Origin of the sequence: Methylocaldum szegediense (assembly GCF_949769195.1) — a bacterium.
GTDB classification, from domain to species: domain Bacteria; phylum Pseudomonadota; class Gammaproteobacteria; order Methylococcales; family Methylococcaceae; genus Methylocaldum; species Methylocaldum szegediense.
Genome location: NZ_OX458333.1, coordinates 3,711,126 through 3,728,030, shown reverse-complemented (window position 1 = coordinate 3,728,030; position 16,905 = coordinate 3,711,126). Strand labels below are relative to the sequence as shown.

The window sequence follows — 16,905 nt, the reverse complement described above, 5'->3', positions numbered from 1 at the left end:
TCAAAATGGCTCAGTACATTTTCACGATGAACCGGGTGAGCAAGATCGTGCCGCCCAAACGAGAGATTTTGCGCGACATCTCGCTTTCCTTCTTTCCCGGCGCGAAAATCGGCGTACTCGGCCTGAACGGTTCCGGCAAATCCACTCTGCTCCGCATCATGGCCGGTGTCGACAAAGAATACGACGGTGAAGCCCGTCCGCAGCCGGGAATCAAAATCGGCTACCTGCCGCAGGAGCCTCAACTCGATCCGACCAAGACCGTCCGAGGAAACGTTGAGGACGGCGTGGCTGAAATCAAGGCGCTGATCGACCGCTTCAACGAGGTCAGCAGTGCTTTTGCGGATCCCGATGCCGATTTCGACAAATTGCTCGCCGAACAAGCCGAACTCCAGGACAAGATCGAGGCCGCGGGTGCCTGGGATCTCGATCGCAAATTGGAAATCGCCGCCGACGCCCTGCGGCTTCCCGACTGGGACGCCGACGTCACCAAGCTCTCCGGCGGCGAGCGACGCCGCGTCGCCTTATGCCGGTTGCTGTTGTCGAATCCCGACATGCTGCTCCTGGACGAACCCACCAACCATTTAGACGCCGAATCGGTCGCTTGGCTCGAACGTTTCCTCCAAGACTTCCGAGGTACGGTGGTTGCTGTCACCCACGACCGTTATTTCCTGGACAATGTCGCCGGCTGGATTCTCGAATTGGACCGCGGCCACGGCATCCCCTGGGAAGGGAACTACTCCTCCTGGCTAGAGCAAAAGGAAAAACGGCTGGCGATGGAAGAGAAGCAGGAAACTGCTCGCCAGAAAGCCATGAAAGAAGAGCTGGAATGGGTACGCGCCAATCCCAAGGGGCGACAGGCCAAGAGTAAGGCACGCTTGCAGCGATTCGAGGAATTGTCGTCCAGCGAATACCAGGCCCGCAACGAGACTCGCGAGATCTATATTCCCCCAGGACCGCGTCTGGGCGAACTGGTGATCGAGTTCGAAAACGTTTCGAAGGGTTTCGGCGACCGGCTCCTAATCGAGGATTTAAGCTTTCGCCTCCCGCAGGGCGGTATCGTTGGCGTGATCGGCCCTAATGGTGCCGGCAAGACCACGCTGTTCCGCATGATGGCCGGCATTGAGGCGCCCGATTCCGGCAGCATCCGTATCGGTCCTACGGTTCAGCTCGCCTATGTCGAACAGTTCCGTGACGCCATGGATGACAAGAAAACGGTTTGGGAGGAAATTTCCGACGGCCTGGACATGGTGACGGTAGGCAAATATCAGACACCGTCCCGCGCTTATGTTGGCCGCTTCAACTTCAAAGGCTCAGATCAGCAGAAACGCATCGGCGAACTCTCCGGGGGCGAGCGCAACCGCGTGCATTTGGCTAAGCTTCTTAAAGCCGGCGGCAACGTACTGTTGCTCGACGAACCGACTAACGACCTGGATGTGGAAACACTGCGGGCGCTCGAAGAAGCGCTGCTCGAATTCCCGGGCTGTGCCGTCGTGATCTCGCACGATCGCTGGTTCCTCGACCGCATTGCCACCCATATCCTAGCCTTCGAAGGCGAGAGCAAGGTGGTTTGGTTCGAAGGCAACTACGCGGACTACGAAGCCGATCGTAAGCGTCGACTGGGCGACGAAGCGGAAAATCCGCATCGAATCCGATTCAAACCTTTGACGCGCTGATTTTGAGCGCAACCGCACTTCTTTTTGATGAAAAGTGATTTATGGCGGCGGCTCGGTCCGCCGCCAGCCGTTGGTGCCGACGGGACTCGATGAGGCTGGGCGGCACCGGAAACGTTCTGCCGGAATTGCCTCGAATGGTGGGTAACAGCTAACCGAATCCCGCCAGTAAGGCTGAGTCGACGTCCAACGTTGGCAAACGGCAATACAGGGAAAACGCATCGCAAGACGATTCACCGCATCGACTCACATTCCGATTTTTCTTGACCTCGACTTCGGTTTCACCGGAAAACCGAGCCGTCGAAGAACCCCTTTGCGTAGAAGCGCCGAATGATCGATTCCGCGTCGGTCCCGAGGTCTCTTGCAGTCGGCTAATTCGTCCATCAGCAGAACCGATACGTTTCCCGCGGCGAGGTATTACATATAGGAAAACCGCCAAGCTTAATATCTACGCTCTTTCAAGTGAAAACACCGGTTACGACAAGCCACCGCGTCGTCCGCCGATCATCTCCTACACGGACTCCATCGAACACATGACATCATCCACCTCAATATCCTCCTTCGAACAATTGGCCATCGCCCAACCCGTCCTGCGGGCGCTCCGAGAAATCGGTTACGAAGCCCCATCGCCCATTCAAGCCCAAAGCATCCCGCATCTCCTGGAGGGGAAGGATTTGCTGGGCCAGGCGCAGACCGGCACCGGTAAAACCGCGGCCTTCGCGATTCCCGTACTGACGAGAATCGATCTGTCCCGGCGCGTACCCCAGGCCCTGGTGCTCGCCCCAACCCGCGAACTCGCCATTCAGGTTGCCGAAGCCTTTCAAACCTATGCCCGCCACCTCGATGGCTTTCACATCCTGCCCGTTTACGGCGGCCAAGGCATGGGTTCCCAATTGCGGCAACTTGCCCGGGGCGTGCACGTCGTCGTCGGCACGCCGGGCAGGGTGATGGATCATCTTCGCCGCGGAACCCTGTCGTTGAACCACTTGACCACCCTGGTCCTCGACGAAGCCGACGAGATGCTGCGCATGGGCTTCATCGAAGATGTCGAATGGATCTTGGAACAGACTCCGCCGCACCGGCAGATCGCGCTGTTTTCAGCCACCATGCCGGAGGTCATCCGGAAGATCGCGAACCGTCACCTCAACAATGCGGTAGAAGTAAAAATCAAGGCGAAAACCGCCACCGTCGACGCCATCAACCAGAGATACTGGCTGGTTTCGGGCGTGCAAAAGCTCGAAGCCCTGACCCGAATTCTCGACACGGAAGACTTCGACGCCATGATCATCTTCGTACGTACCAAGACCGAAACGGTGGAGCTGGCCGAGAAACTGGAAGCCCGCGGGCACGAAGCCGCCGCCTTGAACGGCGACATGAGCCAGGGTTTGCGCGAAAAAGTCATCGATCGCCTCAGGAAGGGTACCCTGGATATCGTCGTGGCGACCGACGTTGCCGCTCGCGGTCTGGACGTGGAACGCGTCACCCACGTCGTGAATTACGATATCCCCTACGACAGCGAGGCCTATATCCACCGTATCGGGCGCACCGGACGCGCCGGGCGTAAAGGCAAGGCTATCCTGTTCGTGGCTCCGCGTGAGAGGCGTATGTTGCGTACCATTGAACAAACGACCCGCCAATCGATACAGCAGATGCGCCTGCCCACGCTGCAGGATATCGCCGACCGCCGTATCGAGCAGCTCAAGGCGCAATTAGTTCAAGCCCTGGACGACCAGGATGTGAGTTTCTATCGCGATCTAGTGGATAAATTTGTCGCCGAAGGCATCGGTGATGCCACCGACATTGCCGCCGCCCTCGCCTATCTCATGCACCGGGAGCGCCCGCTGCAAGCGCTCGAAGAGCCCGAACCGCCGGTTCCGGGACACGCTCGCGAACGCTCGCGGGAAAAGACACGCCCGGAGAGCGGATTGCTGCGCTACAGCCTCGCCGTAGGTCGGGAACACGGCGTACAGCCCAAAGACATCGTCGGCGCCATCGCCAACGAAACCGGCCTTTCCCCCAGGCTGATCGGCCAGATCAAACTGTTCGATGCCTACAGCACGGTGGAGCTTCCGGCCGATCTCCCGGACGATTTCTTCAGGCTGCTCAAAAAAACCTGGGTCAAAAACCAGCGCCTCAATCTACAATTGCTCGACAATAGCGGTCGGAAACCGCACAGAAAATCCACCACGGCCGAAGCAGGTAAGTCAGGTAAATTAGGAAGACCAAAGGCTTCGAGTGAGAATAAATCTGCGGCACAACGCCGCCCGACGAATCAACTTTGAACGTTCCTTCAGCTATGGACGCACTTGCACAACTGATCGCCAAAGCATCCGAATTGCTTGAGCGCCTGGAAAGACGGATTCCCCCTGAAGCCGCGGAACCCGATTGGCAAGACGCCATCGCCTTCCGCTGGCGCGGCGCCGGTCATACCAATCCATTGCAGCCGATCCGACACCCACACCGGTTGAGGCTGAACGACATCCTGTGCGTCGACCGCCAAAAGTGCGAACTGGATCGCAATACCCGGCAGTTCATCAAAGGATTTCCCGCCAATAATGTCTTGCTCTGGGGCTCCAAGGGAACCGGCAAATCCTCGCTCATTAAGGCTCTACTCAACGAGTACGCTTCCGAAGGTTTACGGGTCATCGAGGTCGACCGCCAGCATCTGGTGGAACTACCCGACATTCTGGATCTAGTCTATCCGCGTCCGGAGAAATTCATACTGTTCAGCGACGACCTTTCGTTCGAGGCGGACGACCCCGGTTACAAGGCTCTGAAATCCACACTGGAGGGCTCGCTTAGCGCACCGCCCACGAATGTGTTGATCTACGCCACCTCTAACCGGCGCCATCTGCTACCCGAATATCACGAGGAAAACCTTATGGCACGCCAGATCGAGGGGGAAATCCACCAGAGCGAGGCAGTCGAGGAAAAAATATCCCTCTCGGAACGCTTCGGCTTATGGCTGTCCTTTTACCCGTTCAGCCAGGATCAATACCTGAGCATCGTTCGGTATTGGTTGGAAAAGCTGCAAACGCCCTTGAACGACTGGGAAACCGTGCGTACGGAAGCCCTTCGTTTCGCGCTTCAGCGCGGTTCCCGTAGCGGACGGGTTGCCTGGCAATTCGCGAAGGACTGGAGTGGGCGCACGCGGCTCGATACCCACTCGAGCGGCGGATAATCCAAGACCGACTCGAAATACTTCGACTCCGAAAGGGCTATTAACCCGGGACTGGGATGCCCCGGTGCGGCGACCAGCCACGTGAGCCCAGGCCGGGCGTGTACACCGGCCTGGGTGGTGGCCCGTAGATATCAGGACGGTATTTACCGGCCTGATAAATCATTTGAAGCCATCAGCAGTCTCGTCACAAACTGATTCGTTTCTCGTGCGCGAGATTGGAGTGCGGGAAGACGTTGTCTTATCTTTTCGCGAATTTCCTCGCGTGTGTCCCAGGAACGGTCTATCCTGGCAATGAGCTGACCGATCCCGACTCCCCCTAACGGCGGTGTTTCCATCTCCAAATCCTCGAGAAAACCCAGGACTTTGGATGCATACGGAAGCGCGACGAAAGGCGTTCCCTGAAGGGCGGCAAAAATCAAAAAATGAAGTCGCATACCCACCGCGAACTCGAAACATCCCAACAAACCAAGGGTTTGCTGAGCAGAGTATTTCCGTCGCAGAACCTCCGCCCGTTCTGAATTCTGCATGTGCGCTACTACCGCGTGGCTGTGCTGGACATCAGTCCTTTCCATCGGTACGAAAACCACGTCGGCATCGAGCCGATCCACCATGAAATCCGCCGTATTGGCGAGCAGCGCGTAATAATGCTCGGGATCGAGATCAGGAGCCGCGGGGCCCGGCTCTCTGACCGAAAAACCGACGAGATGGCGTTCAAACTCGACCCCTTCCGATTTGAGAGCATCGATGGGAAGCGGATCGGGATGGATGAGTAGAGCGGGATCAGCGGTCAGATGAATCTCGCGGTCGATCCCGACGTCCTCGAGCAAACGATAGCCTTGCCGATCCCGCACCGTGATGATGGCGGCATCGTTCAAAGCCTCGCGCACGGCGCTACGCGAGCTCGGATAAGTGAGTGGACCGGCGCTCACCGCATAAACGACCACGGGTACCCCGAACTCATGCGCGAGAAAGACTTCCCTCAAATAAGTCTCGGCGTCCCGGTCGTAAAGAATGCCTCCGCCGCCAAGGATGAACAAATCGAGTCGCTCGATTTCGGGACTGATCTCTTTCCGGGTCAGGCTGCGGACCGGAACGGCGCGGTCGACATCGTGCCGGTTCAATGTATCCTCGGGGTTCCGCGAAAAAACCGTGATTTCGGCCGAGACAGACTGGCGCAACTGGCTCACGATGCCATCCAGAATGGCTTCGTCACCGAGATTCATCCCGCCGTAGGATCCCGAGATGCCGATCCGAAACAATCGAGTTTGCTGTTCCATTGGAAAGCCTCTAATGTCAACCAAAGAGCCTACAGCGGAGTGAGCGACGGCCAGGAAAGCGCAATTCCCTGCTGCCGGAGCAAGGACTGGAAGTCGTCCAACAGCGCCTTGCGGTTCCTTACGGCTCGCGGCAAAACCCTGCGATTCAAACAAAACGCTGCGAGCAGTCCAGCCGCTTCACCGACATTCCATTCGACATGATGAACCCGGTAAGCGCCGTTCGTGATGTGCGTCACGCCCAGATTCTTGCCACCCGGCAAGAGGTTTTCGACCCGTACCGGCAGCAGCGACCCAAGCGGAATCTGAAAAGGCCAGCAGCCGAGGTCCAGATAACCGGCACCGCTGGTGCGTGGGTGAAGATCGATCCGGTAGCAGCCGATACCGACCGAATCGGGGAAAAACTCAGGGCCCTTCGGTCGGAGCGGGTATGCGATGTGCTGCTCGAGCACCGTGAACTCGGCCCGGATGCGCCTGGATTCCCGGATGTAAGGTGCCGGCGCTAGTCCGTCAACAGTTCCACCGACCACGTCCCGGCGAAGGTGAAGCCCAGGATACCCGACTCCTCCATCCGGTCGCGGAGCTTCCGTTTGAAGCCAATAGAGCAAACTGAGACTGAGCTGCCGCGCGGCTTCCAGATTGCGTGCCTGTTCCACTTCGTCCACGCCGCAAACGGGACCGAACCAATAATCGTTCTGGGGCCAATTAACCACGCTGATGTCGCTCGGCGCGAAGCCATGCTCGAAGTTGGTGATGTCCAGAATTCGACGGAAGTGCCACCACGGCCGTCCGTCCTCGGCTTCGAACAGAAAACGCGTCAACGGCTCGTGCGTTTCCGGGTGACTCGTCGTCCATCCGAGCAAGGGCCCCGGCCAATTCGGAGGGTGATAATCTCGCCAAAGCTCATATTGCCGCGGCTTGTCGATCGTATGATCTTCGCCCGGAAGATACTCCATGGCAAAACAAACCGTAATCGCCTGCTGGTCCTTGGGATCGGCCACTTCGGATGCATGAGGCTCCCCGGTTTCGGCCTGTGACTCCGCCCCTATGACATGCTCCACACCTGCGAGATCAAGCAATTCGCCCTGCGGCGTCGCATCGATGAAAAAAGAGGCTTCTATCAGGGTGTCGCGTCCGGATTCCAGCCCTCTAACGACCACTCCAGTCACTCGATCACCATGCGTCCATGCGTCAATCGGACGGTGGGGGTGCATTATGAACATCTTGCCGCTGAGCTGATACGGAGCCATCATCTGATGGAGAACGGCGACAGCGACGCGCGGATCATGACAAAGGCGGCTGACCCAGCCGTTGCCCGGATTGAGATGTTTCGACGCCCGTGCCACCGGCGTGAGCGGAAGATGGTCACGGTAATATTGGCGAATACCTTCCCGCAACGCCCTATAGCTGGCCGTCGCCCCGAACTCCTCGATCCATGGGTGCTCATCCGGCGGAACCGCCTGATTCGTCAACTGACCGCCGATCCAGTGCGTTTCCTCGGTAAGAACGACCCGGTATCCCACACGCGCGGCGCCCAGGGCCGCCGCACAAGCTCCTAGTCCTCCACCGATGATTGCCACATCCGTGCGAATCACCTCCACCTTTGTCTCCTCCTTTCACTCCTTGAATATTGACTGGCGCGAACGGCGCGAGTTCGGATCCGTCCGCTACGGAAGCGTCGCCTTTTCCAGCCAAGTCAGAAAAGCGAAAGCCTCTTCCCGGCTGTCGCCGCACATGTCTCGAGAAGGTTGCAGGCCCGCACAGCAAGCGGGACGGCCGGCCTGTCCGAAAATGGCACAACGCAGATCATCGGTCAGATGCGGGCAGCGAACGCCTGCCGGCTTGCCTTCCGGCATTCCGGGCATCGGACTGGAAATCGATATGGCGATACAACACGCGCCACAACCGGGCCGGCATTCCATAGCCCTAATCGAAAAAAGAAAAATCGCGTAAGGGCGAGTACTTGAGTTTTTCCTTGACGTCTATGACGGCGCGCTCATCATAAGGCTTAGGGTCGAAACGTCCCCAGATCGGACCGGGCCAGGCCGGATCGTTCCGGTAGCGCACCACGTGATGAAGATGGAGTTGAGGGACCAGGTTGCCGATCGCGGCAATATTCATTTTGTCCGCACGGAACAGTTCCGCGAGAACGCCGGCGAAATGGGATGACTCCCGTATGAGCTGAACTTGATCCTCGTCCGTCAACTGATGAATCTCGACGATATTTTCCCGCTCAGGGACCAGAATAAACCACGGGTACCGGCTTTCGTTCATCAACAAAACCCGACACAAGGGAAAACGGCCCAATTGGATGCAATCCTGCGACAAGCGAGGGTGTAATTCGAACATAACGAATTCAATCGATACCGATTTGAGGTTGTCGGATATCGGTACCGTACACGCACCTGACCCAGCGGATCATGACCGAAACGCCGAAAACCAAGTAAGGAAAGTAACTGCTCAACCGCCACAGATAGCCGACATCGCATAGCACCATCATCAGAAGCACTATGGCTACCCAATGATTTGAGCGAGATGTTCAGGCGAAACGGTCCAGAACCTCGCGCTCGGGTAAATCACTGTTCATCCATTCGTCGCATAGCGTAAAACCGACAATGTTCAACCCCAACGCGATCGGTAACAAAAATCCGCCCGGGGTTGAACGGTTTCAGAACATCGGATGTCTTGGCGACCATTCTGTTACACATGTAGATCGATAATCGAATCCTATCGACTAGCCCTGCGGCTTGCGCGTGACAAACATCGCGTCGCCATAACTGAAAAACCGGTATTTGCGCGCCACCGCGTGCCGATACGCCGCTAAGACCTCCGCATGGCCCGCGAAAGCACACACCAGAGTCAACAAAGTAGACTCTGGAAGATGAAAATTGGTAACCATGGCATCGACGCAGCGAAAACGGAACCCTGGACGAATGAACAAATTGGTTTCACCTTTGTATGGCACGAGCGTGCCTTCCGAAGAAGCCGACTCCAGGGTCCGCACCACGGTCGTTCCGACAGCGATCACCCGCCCTCCGCGGCGTCGAACGTCGTCGACTTTTTCCACTACTTCCGTGTCGACTTCGCAATACTCCGAATGCATGATGTGCTGATCGAGGTCGTCTACACGCAAAGGCTGAAACGTTCCGCTCCCCACGTGCAGCGTGACGAAAGCCCGCTCGACACCTTTCGCCGCTAGACGCGCCAACATCGCTTCATCGAAATGGAGACCGGCGGTAGGTGCCGCCACGGCACCGGGTTCCTTCGCGTACACCGTTTGATAACGCTCCCAGTCGGCCATCGAATCCGGGCGGTCGATATAGGGCGGCAGAGGGATATGGCCTACCGTGTTCAAGACTTCATCGACGGTTCGACCATCCAGAATCGCCAACACGAACAGATCGTCCTGCCGGCCTTGAACCACGCAGCGAAAACCGCCGTCCAATAAAATTTCGCTACCTGCTTTCGGAGCCTTGCTCGCACGCACATGGGCCGTAGCGGTATCCGGTTCGAGCACTCGCTCGATCAAGATCTCTACTCGCCCGCCGGACGCTTTGCGGCCGAACAAACGCGCCGGCATTACTTTGGTGTCGTTGAATACCAAAAGATCACCCGGCTGGAGCAATTCCGGCAACTCGATAAACATGTGATCGCCAATTTCGCCGGTCGTTCCATCCAAACACAACAACCGACTGGCGCTCCGCTCGGGCAGAGGATGCTGGGCGATTAGATCGCCGGGAAGTTCAAAAAAGAAATCACTCTTGCGCATCGGTGGATAGTATCAAGCGAGAACCGAAAGCGCAGTATGTGGCTTTTCAAAAGAAGTTTCTTTATAATTCGCCTGCTTTCACGCCGAGGTGGCGGAACTGGTAGACGCGCCAGACTCAAAATCTGGTTTGGGAAACCAAGTGCGAGTTCGATTCTCGCCCTCGGCACCATCGAATAAAAAGGGCTTGTGAGTCATCGCACGCCCTCTTCTTTTAGCAGGTCAAGCGGCTGAATCGATCAGCCGGATCTTTTCGCCTTGCGTAAGTCGATAGAATCGGCGGAGTTCTTCCATCATCGCACCGGCCCTCGCGGTCTTCAGATAACGATTCTCCAATCTAAGGCAATACTTGCCTGCATAATGATTGGCGTCTTCGTAGCGCTGGCGTTGGACCCGATCCAATGCCGCATCGTAAGCCGGCGCTTCGAACAAACAATACCGAAGCTCTGAGGACACGAGATTCCGGCCTTGATGCTTCCAAAGCGACGTGGCCGTTACGAATTTGTCCACCTCGGCCTGCATCTCCAGTTCCAACAAGGTCACGCCCCGCTCGACGCCTGCATTCCAAATGAGATAAAGGAAGTGGCTAACGCCTTCCACAGCTAAGAGGAAGTCGACGAAATTCTCGGAATGAAGACTGACCAGGGGATCATCCTCGGATAGGCGAGCCATTACCGAGGCATCCAGAAACAGGGCAAGGTCCAGCTGGTCGCCTTGCTGCGAGACCAAGAGCTTCTCTTTGCTCTCGCGCGGATTAATGCTCGTGTCCAGCTGTCGGGCAAGCTCCGGGGCGGTAATTAGGAAATCTTCCACGTCGAGCCCCACCTCGACGCGATAGATACGCTCCAGCAGCTTCTGTAGGGCATTCAGGCGCATGACAGCGCCTCCATCAATTGTGCCGGCGGCTGACCGAGCCGTGGGCCGGTTCTATACCCAGTTTCCTCAATTTTTCGGCTGCACGCTTGCTACCGGTTCGGAGCCAAATCTCGTAAAGCCGCATAATATCCGTGCACGAACCTATCGAGGATCTTTCGCCGACCTCTGAAAGGACATCCACGAACAACTGAAATTTCTCGGAAAGCTCGCCGAAAATCGCGCAGAGCGCCTTGCCCCTTACGGTACCACGGTTCAAATCGGATAGATAGCCGTACGCAGTGCCTCCCATCGCGATGTAATAGTCGACGTCGACGAGCTTACGATTGAGGCTGGAAGAAAACAGACCCGATATCAGGAGTGCCACGTCTCCTAGCCGGCGCAGGATTTGATGCCGTTCTTCCAAGCTTGCCGCTTCCAACGCTTCTGCGTAGATCAGGGCCAACGGTTGCAAGATCACACCCTCGGCGGTCTGGGTAAACAATTTGTCCGCCTCGGTAAAATAAGCGAGCAAATTGACGATGTAGTAAACGGTATCCTCCCCGGCATCGACTTTCTGATTCGATAAAGCCGTTGTTACCGATTCCCTGAAATATTCCTGGACGTTTACATCCGTAATCAAGTTCGCGTCGAGGTTCTCAGGCGCCATCATGTCTAACCTCTCCCAAGAAGTGAAGATCTACCTGACAAAGTGACCGATTTGCATGGGTAATATCACAAGCCGATCGTAAAAAATTCTCCCCGAGTATACCAACTGTCGGACAGGCCACATCTCCGGTTCACTGGGAGAAAAAACAAGTCAACAATTGGACGTCGATGATGAGGCCGTGGTTCGAGTGGCTATCGTTTACTCGGAGCATTACTTCTCAATCCAGTCCGGTACCCTTAATCGATCACATGCAGGATTTGGACCAATTTATCACAATAAACCGCCGATTTAACGGCGATTTGCTGTTCGGCAGGCGGTTGGCAAAAGCATTTTCCTCCGGCATTTACTGCGGCGTAGCAAGCAAATTCCTTCGCCTGCGGTGCGCCGAGCGAGCGAGTGTATTCGCCCGTACCCGCAATATGAGAATGCTTTAACGGTGGGCGGGAGGAAACAAATTTCTAACGTAGGCGAGTTTTAACAGACCGGCGGCGCTGATCGAGTCGGTGATTTCTCCTTCCATCACCATACGCACCGCTTCCGTCAAAGGCAGCTTCTTGATGGTAATCGCCTCGGTTTCTTCGAAGTCCGGATCACCCTCCAACAATCCTTCCGCAAGGAAGACATAACCTTCCTCGTCGGTGACCGAGTTCGTGGTATGCAAGTGCATGAAAAGCGTCCAATCCTTGGCCGTCAAACCGGTTTCTTCCTTAAGTTCGCGTTTCGCGGTCTCGAGAATATCTTCGCCTTCAGGAGAGCCGCCCATGGGGATCTCCCAAAAATAGGCATCGGGAACGTAGCGATACTGGCCGACCAACCAGGTATTGCCTTCAGCATCTATCGGTATGATGCCGATAGCCTGATTCTTAAAATGGATTCTGCCATAGAGGCTCAAACCGCCGGACGGATTAATCACCTCGTCTTCGTCGAGGCGAATCCAGGGATTCTCGTAAACCATCCGGCGGCGAATCAGTTTCCAAGGGTTGTGTTCGGACATAGTTAAGGTCCGTGAAACGCGGGACTGAATTCATGTACAGCCTCAATCATGGCCTTGGCGTGCTCGGGATCGACATCAGGCAATATGCCGTGGCCCAGGTTGAATACATGCCCGCCTCCATGACCATACTGCTCCAAAATCCGCTTTACTTCGGTGCGGATGGTTTCGATCGGTGCATACAAAGCCATCGGATCCAAATTGCCTTGCAGCGCCACCTTGTGTCCCACTCGCCGGCGAGCCTCTCCGATGGGTGTGGTCCAGTCCAGACCCAAAGCATCGAAGCCCGTTTCCGCCATGGCTTCCAGCCACTGCCCGCCACCCTTAGTAAAGAAGATCGTCGGAATGGTTTTTTCGCCGTGACGCCGATTCAGCTTGTCGAGTGCGCGTTTTGCATAAGCCAGGGAGAATTCTTCGTAATGCGCCGCCGGCAAAATCCCGCCCCAGGTGTCGAACAACATGACTACATCGACGCCTGCGGCAATCTGGGCATTGAGATAAAGCGCTACCGCATCGGCCAACTTTTCAAGAAGTTCGTGGAGAACGGCGGGTTGTTCATACATCAATCCCTTGACTCGGCGAAACTCTTGCCCGCCCCCGCCCTCGACCATGTAAGTGGCCAACGTCCAGGGGCTGCCCGAAAACCCGATAAGAGGAACGCTTCCAGCTAGATTTTGCTGAATCAGGCGAACAGCATCCATGACATAGCGCAAATCGGATTCCGGATCGGGTACCGACAACCGGCGCACATCGGCCGCGCTGCGAACCGGGTTTCTAAAACGGGGACCCTCGCCTTCGACGAACTCCAGCCCCAAACCCATGGCATCCGGCACCGTCAGAATATCGGAAAAAAGTATGGCGGCATCGAGACGAAAGCGCGCGAGAGGCTGCAACGTGACCTCACAAGCCAGTTCGGGCGTGCTGCACAGTGTCATGAAACTGCCGGCCCGTTCACGAACATGACGATATTCTGGCAGATAGCGGCCCGCTTGGCGCATCATCCAAACCGGCGTTCTTTCGGTGGGTTGTCTCAACAGTGCACGGATTAGGCAATCGTTTGTAGGTGCATTCATGGCATCACGCAACTCAATGGCATAAAGGTCGGATTACAGCGTTTAGCAAGAATCGCCGGTTGGGAAAAAGCTTCAACGGCATAGGTAGCACTTCGGAATAAGAGCCTATTCGACCGCTTCAGCGGGTCGGGGAATCGGCCGATATGCTCGGCCCTGCTTGCCGCGGCATCATGCGCCGAATTTCCTGGTGAACGGATTTCAACTGTCTAGGTAAAGGCTGCCCGAGCGATACGGGAAGATTCGCCGCCGCTTCTTTGGCCGCCGACAGCGATGGAAAAATACCGAAAAAAAGCGGATAAAGCTCAGCGTTTCCTTTGCGCGAACGAAAACTGGCCAGTTGACTACCCGGCGGAAATTGCTCGGCCAGTTTCAGCAACGAACTCAATCGGGACACGGCGACAATCTGTAAGGTATAGGCATCAGGGTTTTGACGCATCAGCCATTCGGTACCTTTTAGACCATCCGCCACGCTTTCCGACAATTTCGAACGCGCGCTCTCTTGTTCAATGGGTGGCCGCATGTGCGTCTGGGCTTCGCGTACCGAGTCGGTTGGCACGGAGTGTTTCCGCGCAATCTCCGGCTGCTCTTCCGGTATACTCTTCGGCTCTTCCGAAATCGGCGGTGTCGACGGTTCGTCCCCGCCGACCGCTTCCCTCGGCTTTTGATCTTCATTCCCCTCCACTTGGGACGGGGGCATCATGTTCGGCGCGGCAGTTTCGGAGATCGGAGGCGTCTCCGTCTTTTCGTTATCGGCTAACGGCGAACGCTGCGGAAAAGATTGGGTATCTATCAGCGACTTCGCAGGATTCAATGTCTCGACGATTCCGGCTTGTTCCGAGCTCCGAGACGTAGCGGCGTCGTCGAACACCGGGCTGCTTGGAACCGACTTTTCCGACACAGAAGATCGCAGTGCGAATATCAGGAACACTGCACACACCGCGCCAGCCGATAGGCCCGTGGCGATAAACCATCTGGCCGAAGCCGCCGTGCTTGTCGAATGATGAGAGGATTCCAGAATCTCGATCAGCTTGCTTGGAATCCCACCGCTCTCGGCGTACAACCGTTTTGCCAAGGATTCCGCACTGTGTCGCCCGGTTGCCGCCTCAGGCCACGTTGTTCTCAATTGACGCGCAAACAGTACGCAATCGTCTTCGGAAAGGGCGGGGATTTCCAGCGTGAATGCGTCGGCGAGAGCCGATTTATCGAGCCCCGACTTTTGCGCCGCCTCATCGGTGCGCATTGCCAGCACCACACGCAAGGCCGGATGCTGACTCGCGAACTGCCATAACGTACCGAGCGCCCCAGGCACGAGCCTGCCGGCATCATCAAGCAGCAGCACGAGGCTTCGGCGTTCCTTGGCGTAAGCGTCCAGTAGATCAGCCAAATCCGCCCCCGCAGAAACCAATCCCGGTCGGTCCCGATTCAAGGCGCGTGACAGTTCGTCCAAAACACGCAGGTAACCCATATTCGGCCCCGACGCCAAATAGGCAACCACTGCGAACGGCGATAAGCGAGTCTCCAGGAGACGCAGGAAGGTTGTCTTGCCGATGCCTTCCGGCCCGCAAACGACGATGGGCTGAGCCAGGTTGACCGACAAATGCAAAAGCAGATCGAACTTTTGCATGCGTATCGCGGATAGTAGCGGCAAGGACTGGCTGCTGTCGGCGGCCTCACGACCACTGGCAGACGATGACAACTCAGCGGCGGCCATATTCATTCAAGGTGGCGCGAAGCAACTCCGGATCCACAGCCATCGGCAAGGTAGCCCGGCCAATTCTCTCCAGCAAGATCATTCGCAGTTTACCTGCAACGTTCTTCTTGTCGACGGCCATCAAGTCCAAATAGCGATCCGCATCCAGATCCGTCGGCGGTGTCACCGGCAACCGCGCCCGCGCGAGCAGCGAAACGATGCGTTCGACACTGTCGGCATCCAGCCAACCGAGCCGTCTGGAGAGATCCGCGGCCTGACAGATACCGATAGCGACCGCTTCGCCGTGGAGATAAGTTCCATACCCCATCCCGGTTTCGATGGCATGTCCGAATGTATGCCCCAGGTTCAGAATCGCCCGTAACCCCGATTCCCGCTCGTCCTCGGCTACGACCTCCGCCTTATTGAGGCAGGATCGCTCGATGGCGTAGGCCAGAGCCTCCGCATCGCGAGCCAGAAGCCTCTCCAAATTGGCTTCCAGCCACTCGAAGAATTCAAGGTCGCGAATAAGCCCGTACTTGATCACCTCAGCCAAACCGGCGCTCAGCTCCCGGTCAGCCAGCGTATCAAGAGTCGAGGTATCGGCCAAAACGCATTGCGGTTGATAAAAAGCCCCGATCATATTCTTGCCGCGCGGATGATTGACCGCGGTCTTACCGCCTACGGAAGAATCGACCTGGGCCAGCAAAGTCGTCGGAATTTGAATGAACGGTACGCCCCGTTGATAGCATGCGGCAGTAAAACCGACCAGGTCGCCAATGACGCCGCCGCCTAGTGCAATGAGAGATGCGTCTCGGCTGATTTTTCCGGCGAGCAGCCTATCGAAGATGATCATTGCCGACTCGATACTCTTGTAGGATTCACCGTCTGGCAAAATCACTTCGGCAGTCTCCTTGCCTGTCAGCCTCTGCTTGACTCGCTCCAAATAGAGGGGAGCCACGGTTTCGTTGGTAATAACCATGACCTGACTGGAAGTCAGATGCCTAGCCAAAAGCTCATCGGACTCCAAAATTCGCGAACCGATGTAAATCGGATAGCTGCGTTCGCCCAGATTAACGGTTAAGGTTTTCATGACTTGGCGTTCGCTCGGTTATAGGCTTTTAAGATCTGACGGACGGCGCTGCGGCTGGAGTGCGTCCCGGTATCCACGATAAAATCGGCCAAGGCGCGATAGAGCGGCTCCCGTATCCGCAACAATTCCTGTAACCGCTGGCGCGGGTTCTCAGTCTGGAGGAGAGGCCGATTGGAATCCTTGTGAGTTCTTTCGAGCTGCTTTTCGACCGAACATTTCAAATAAACGATAAACCCCCGCTCCCGCAGTATCTCTCTATTCCTCGGCAGTAAAATCGATCCGCCCCCCGTAGCCAACACCACGCCCTCCTCACAACACAACTCCGCCAGAACTTCCGCCTCTCGCCGCCTAAACCCTTCCTCTCCCTCGTATTCGAAAATCATGGGAATACAGACGCCTGTGCGCTGCTCGATCTCCCGATCGCTGTCGACGAAACGAACGTTCAGGGCTTTAGCTAACAACCGTCCGATGGTCGTCTTGCCCGCTCCCATAGGGCCGATCAAATAGATATTCTGCGTCTGTCTCATGCTGCAGGAGGTGCGAAATCGGGTCATCATACCATGCGTCTAGATAATACCGGGCGTGGCGTAGGCTCCGGCCCAAAAACAAAAGGCGCCGCCCGTTCGGGGCGGCGCCTTTGTATTTCAC

The 16,905-nt window shown here is 56.6% G+C and carries 15 protein-coding genes and 1 tRNA gene; 4 read left to right on the top strand and 12 right to left on the bottom strand.

Going from position 1 to position 16,905, the window contains the following annotated elements; all coding sequences use genetic code 11:
* Positions 1-5: 5 nt before the first annotated feature.
* From ettA to QEN43_RS16125, 3 genes are all read left to right on the top strand, one after another.
* Positions 6-1,673 (top strand): energy-dependent translational throttle protein EttA, encoded by a 1,668-nt coding sequence (gene ettA / locus QEN43_RS16135; RefSeq protein WP_026609368.1) that lies wholly within the window; start codon positions 6-8, stop codon positions 1,671-1,673.
* A gap of 530 nt (positions 1,674-2,203) precedes the next feature.
* Complete coding sequence (locus tag QEN43_RS16130; protein ID WP_026609367.1) at positions 2,204-3,952, top strand: DEAD/DEAH box helicase; 1,749 nt, start codon at positions 2,204-2,206, stop codon at positions 3,950-3,952.
* Positions 3,949-4,851, top strand: coding sequence for an ATP-binding protein (locus QEN43_RS16125; protein ID WP_268870457.1), 903 nt, complete (start codon positions 3,949-3,951; stop codon positions 4,849-4,851). The genes QEN43_RS16130 and QEN43_RS16125 overlap by 4 nt, the downstream gene beginning before the upstream one ends.
* Positions 4,852-4,994: 143 nt before the next feature.
* Here the strand turns inward: QEN43_RS16125 and QEN43_RS16120 are convergent, their stop codons facing one another.
* The 5 genes from QEN43_RS16120 to queA form a co-directional block, all read right to left on the bottom strand.
* Positions 4,995-6,128 (bottom strand): polysaccharide pyruvyl transferase family protein, encoded by a 1,134-nt coding sequence (locus QEN43_RS16120; RefSeq protein ID WP_026609365.1) that lies wholly within the window; start codon positions 6,126-6,128, stop codon positions 4,995-4,997.
* Positions 6,129-6,157: 29 nt separating this feature from the next.
* Positions 6,158-7,726 carry an FAD-dependent oxidoreductase gene (locus QEN43_RS16115; protein ID WP_026609364.1) on the bottom strand — a complete coding sequence of 523 codons (1,569 nt, stop codon included), beginning with the start codon at positions 7,724-7,726 and terminating at the stop codon, positions 6,158-6,160.
* Positions 7,727-7,792: 66 nt separating this feature from the next.
* Positions 7,793-8,047: a YkgJ family cysteine cluster protein gene (locus QEN43_RS16110; RefSeq protein ID WP_051331457.1), complete on the bottom strand. Its 255-nt coding sequence runs from the start codon at positions 8,045-8,047 to the stop codon at positions 7,793-7,795.
* 4 nt (positions 8,048-8,051) lie between these two features.
* Entirely contained in the window at positions 8,052-8,474 is a 423-nt protein-coding gene (locus tag QEN43_RS16105; RefSeq protein WP_026609362.1) for an HIT domain-containing protein, read from the bottom strand.
* A 385-nt stretch (positions 8,475-8,859) separates the two neighbouring features.
* Positions 8,860-9,894: a tRNA preQ1(34) S-adenosylmethionine ribosyltransferase-isomerase QueA gene (gene queA, locus QEN43_RS16100; RefSeq protein WP_026609361.1), complete on the bottom strand. Its 1,035-nt coding sequence runs from the start codon at positions 9,892-9,894 to the stop codon at positions 8,860-8,862.
* A gap of 82 nt (positions 9,895-9,976) precedes the next feature.
* Here queA and QEN43_RS16095 point away from each other — a divergent pair.
* Positions 9,977-10,063: transfer RNA gene (locus tag QEN43_RS16095), tRNA-Leu, on the top strand.
* A gap of 50 nt (positions 10,064-10,113) precedes the next feature.
* Here the strand turns inward: QEN43_RS16095 and QEN43_RS16090 are convergent.
* The 7 genes from QEN43_RS16090 to aroK all read right to left on the bottom strand — a co-directional run bounded on the left by QEN43_RS16090 (position 10,114) and on the right by aroK (position 16,784).
* A complete protein-coding gene (locus tag QEN43_RS16090) occupies positions 10,114-10,767 on the bottom strand; it encodes a hypothetical protein (RefSeq protein ID WP_026609360.1) in 654 nt (217 codons plus the stop codon).
* 13 nt (positions 10,768-10,780) lie between these two features.
* Positions 10,781-11,416 (bottom strand): hypothetical protein, encoded by a 636-nt coding sequence (locus tag QEN43_RS16085; RefSeq protein ID WP_202901083.1) that lies wholly within the window; start codon positions 11,414-11,416, stop codon positions 10,781-10,783.
* A 427-nt stretch (positions 11,417-11,843) separates the two neighbouring features.
* On the bottom strand, positions 11,844-12,407 hold the full coding sequence (locus tag QEN43_RS16080) for an NUDIX domain-containing protein (protein ID WP_036267890.1): 564 nt from the start codon (positions 12,405-12,407) through the stop codon (positions 11,844-11,846).
* A gap of 2 nt (positions 12,408-12,409) precedes the next feature.
* Positions 12,410-13,477 carry a uroporphyrinogen decarboxylase gene (gene hemE / locus QEN43_RS16075; RefSeq protein ID WP_026609357.1) on the bottom strand — a complete coding sequence of 356 codons (1,068 nt, stop codon included), beginning with the start codon at positions 13,475-13,477 and terminating at the stop codon, positions 12,410-12,412.
* A gap of 118 nt (positions 13,478-13,595) precedes the next feature.
* A complete protein-coding gene (locus QEN43_RS16070; RefSeq protein WP_026609356.1) occupies positions 13,596-15,101 on the bottom strand; it encodes an AAA family ATPase in 1,506 nt (501 codons plus the stop codon).
* A 73-nt stretch (positions 15,102-15,174) separates the two neighbouring features.
* A complete protein-coding gene (gene aroB / locus QEN43_RS16065; RefSeq protein WP_026609355.1) occupies positions 15,175-16,257 on the bottom strand; it encodes a 3-dehydroquinate synthase in 1,083 nt (360 codons plus the stop codon).
* Positions 16,254-16,784 (bottom strand): shikimate kinase AroK, encoded by a 531-nt coding sequence (aroK, locus tag QEN43_RS16060; RefSeq protein ID WP_026609354.1) that lies wholly within the window; start codon positions 16,782-16,784, stop codon positions 16,254-16,256. The genes aroB and aroK overlap by 4 nt, the downstream gene beginning before the upstream one ends.
* Between the last annotated feature and the right edge of the window lie 121 nt (positions 16,785-16,905).

What these genes read in the sequence shown, in the direction of transcription:
- ettA (WP_026609368.1), top strand. Translation starts at nt 6, where the DNA reads ATGGCTCAGTACATTTTCACGATGAACCGGGTGAGCAAGATCGTGCCG.
- QEN43_RS16130 (WP_026609367.1), top strand. Translation starts at nt 2,204, where the DNA reads ATGACATCATCCACCTCAATATCCTCCTTCGAACAATTGGCCATCGCC.
- QEN43_RS16120 (WP_026609365.1), bottom strand. Translation starts at nt 6,128, where the DNA reads ATGGAACAGCAAACTCGATTGTTTCGGATCGGCATCTCGGGATCCTAC.
- QEN43_RS16110 (WP_051331457.1), bottom strand. Translation starts at nt 8,047, where the DNA reads ATGGAATGCCGGCCCGGTTGTGGCGCGTGTTGTATCGCCATATCGATT.
- QEN43_RS16105 (WP_026609362.1), bottom strand. Translation starts at nt 8,474, where the DNA reads ATGTTCGAATTACACCCTCGCTTGTCGCAGGATTGCATCCAATTGGGC.
- queA (WP_026609361.1), bottom strand. Translation starts at nt 9,894, where the DNA reads ATGCGCAAGAGTGATTTCTTTTTTGAACTTCCCGGCGATCTAATCGCC.
- QEN43_RS16090 (WP_026609360.1), bottom strand. Translation starts at nt 10,767, where the DNA reads ATGCGCCTGAATGCCCTACAGAAGCTGCTGGAGCGTATCTATCGCGTC.
- QEN43_RS16085 (WP_202901083.1), bottom strand. Translation starts at nt 11,416, where the DNA reads ATGATGGCGCCTGAGAACCTCGACGCGAACTTGATTACGGATGTAAAC.
- QEN43_RS16080 (WP_036267890.1), bottom strand. Translation starts at nt 12,407, where the DNA reads ATGTCCGAACACAACCCTTGGAAACTGATTCGCCGCCGGATGGTTTAC.
- hemE (WP_026609357.1), bottom strand. Translation starts at nt 13,477, where the DNA reads ATGAATGCACCTACAAACGATTGCCTAATCCGTGCACTGTTGAGACAA.
- QEN43_RS16070 (WP_026609356.1), bottom strand. Translation starts at nt 15,101, where the DNA reads ATGCAAAAGTTCGATCTGCTTTTGCATTTGTCGGTCAACCTGGCTCAG.
- aroB (WP_026609355.1), bottom strand. Translation starts at nt 16,257, where the DNA reads ATGAAAACCTTAACCGTTAATCTGGGCGAACGCAGCTATCCGATTTAC.
- aroK (WP_026609354.1), bottom strand. Translation starts at nt 16,784, where the DNA reads ATGAGACAGACGCAGAATATCTATTTGATCGGCCCTATGGGAGCGGGC.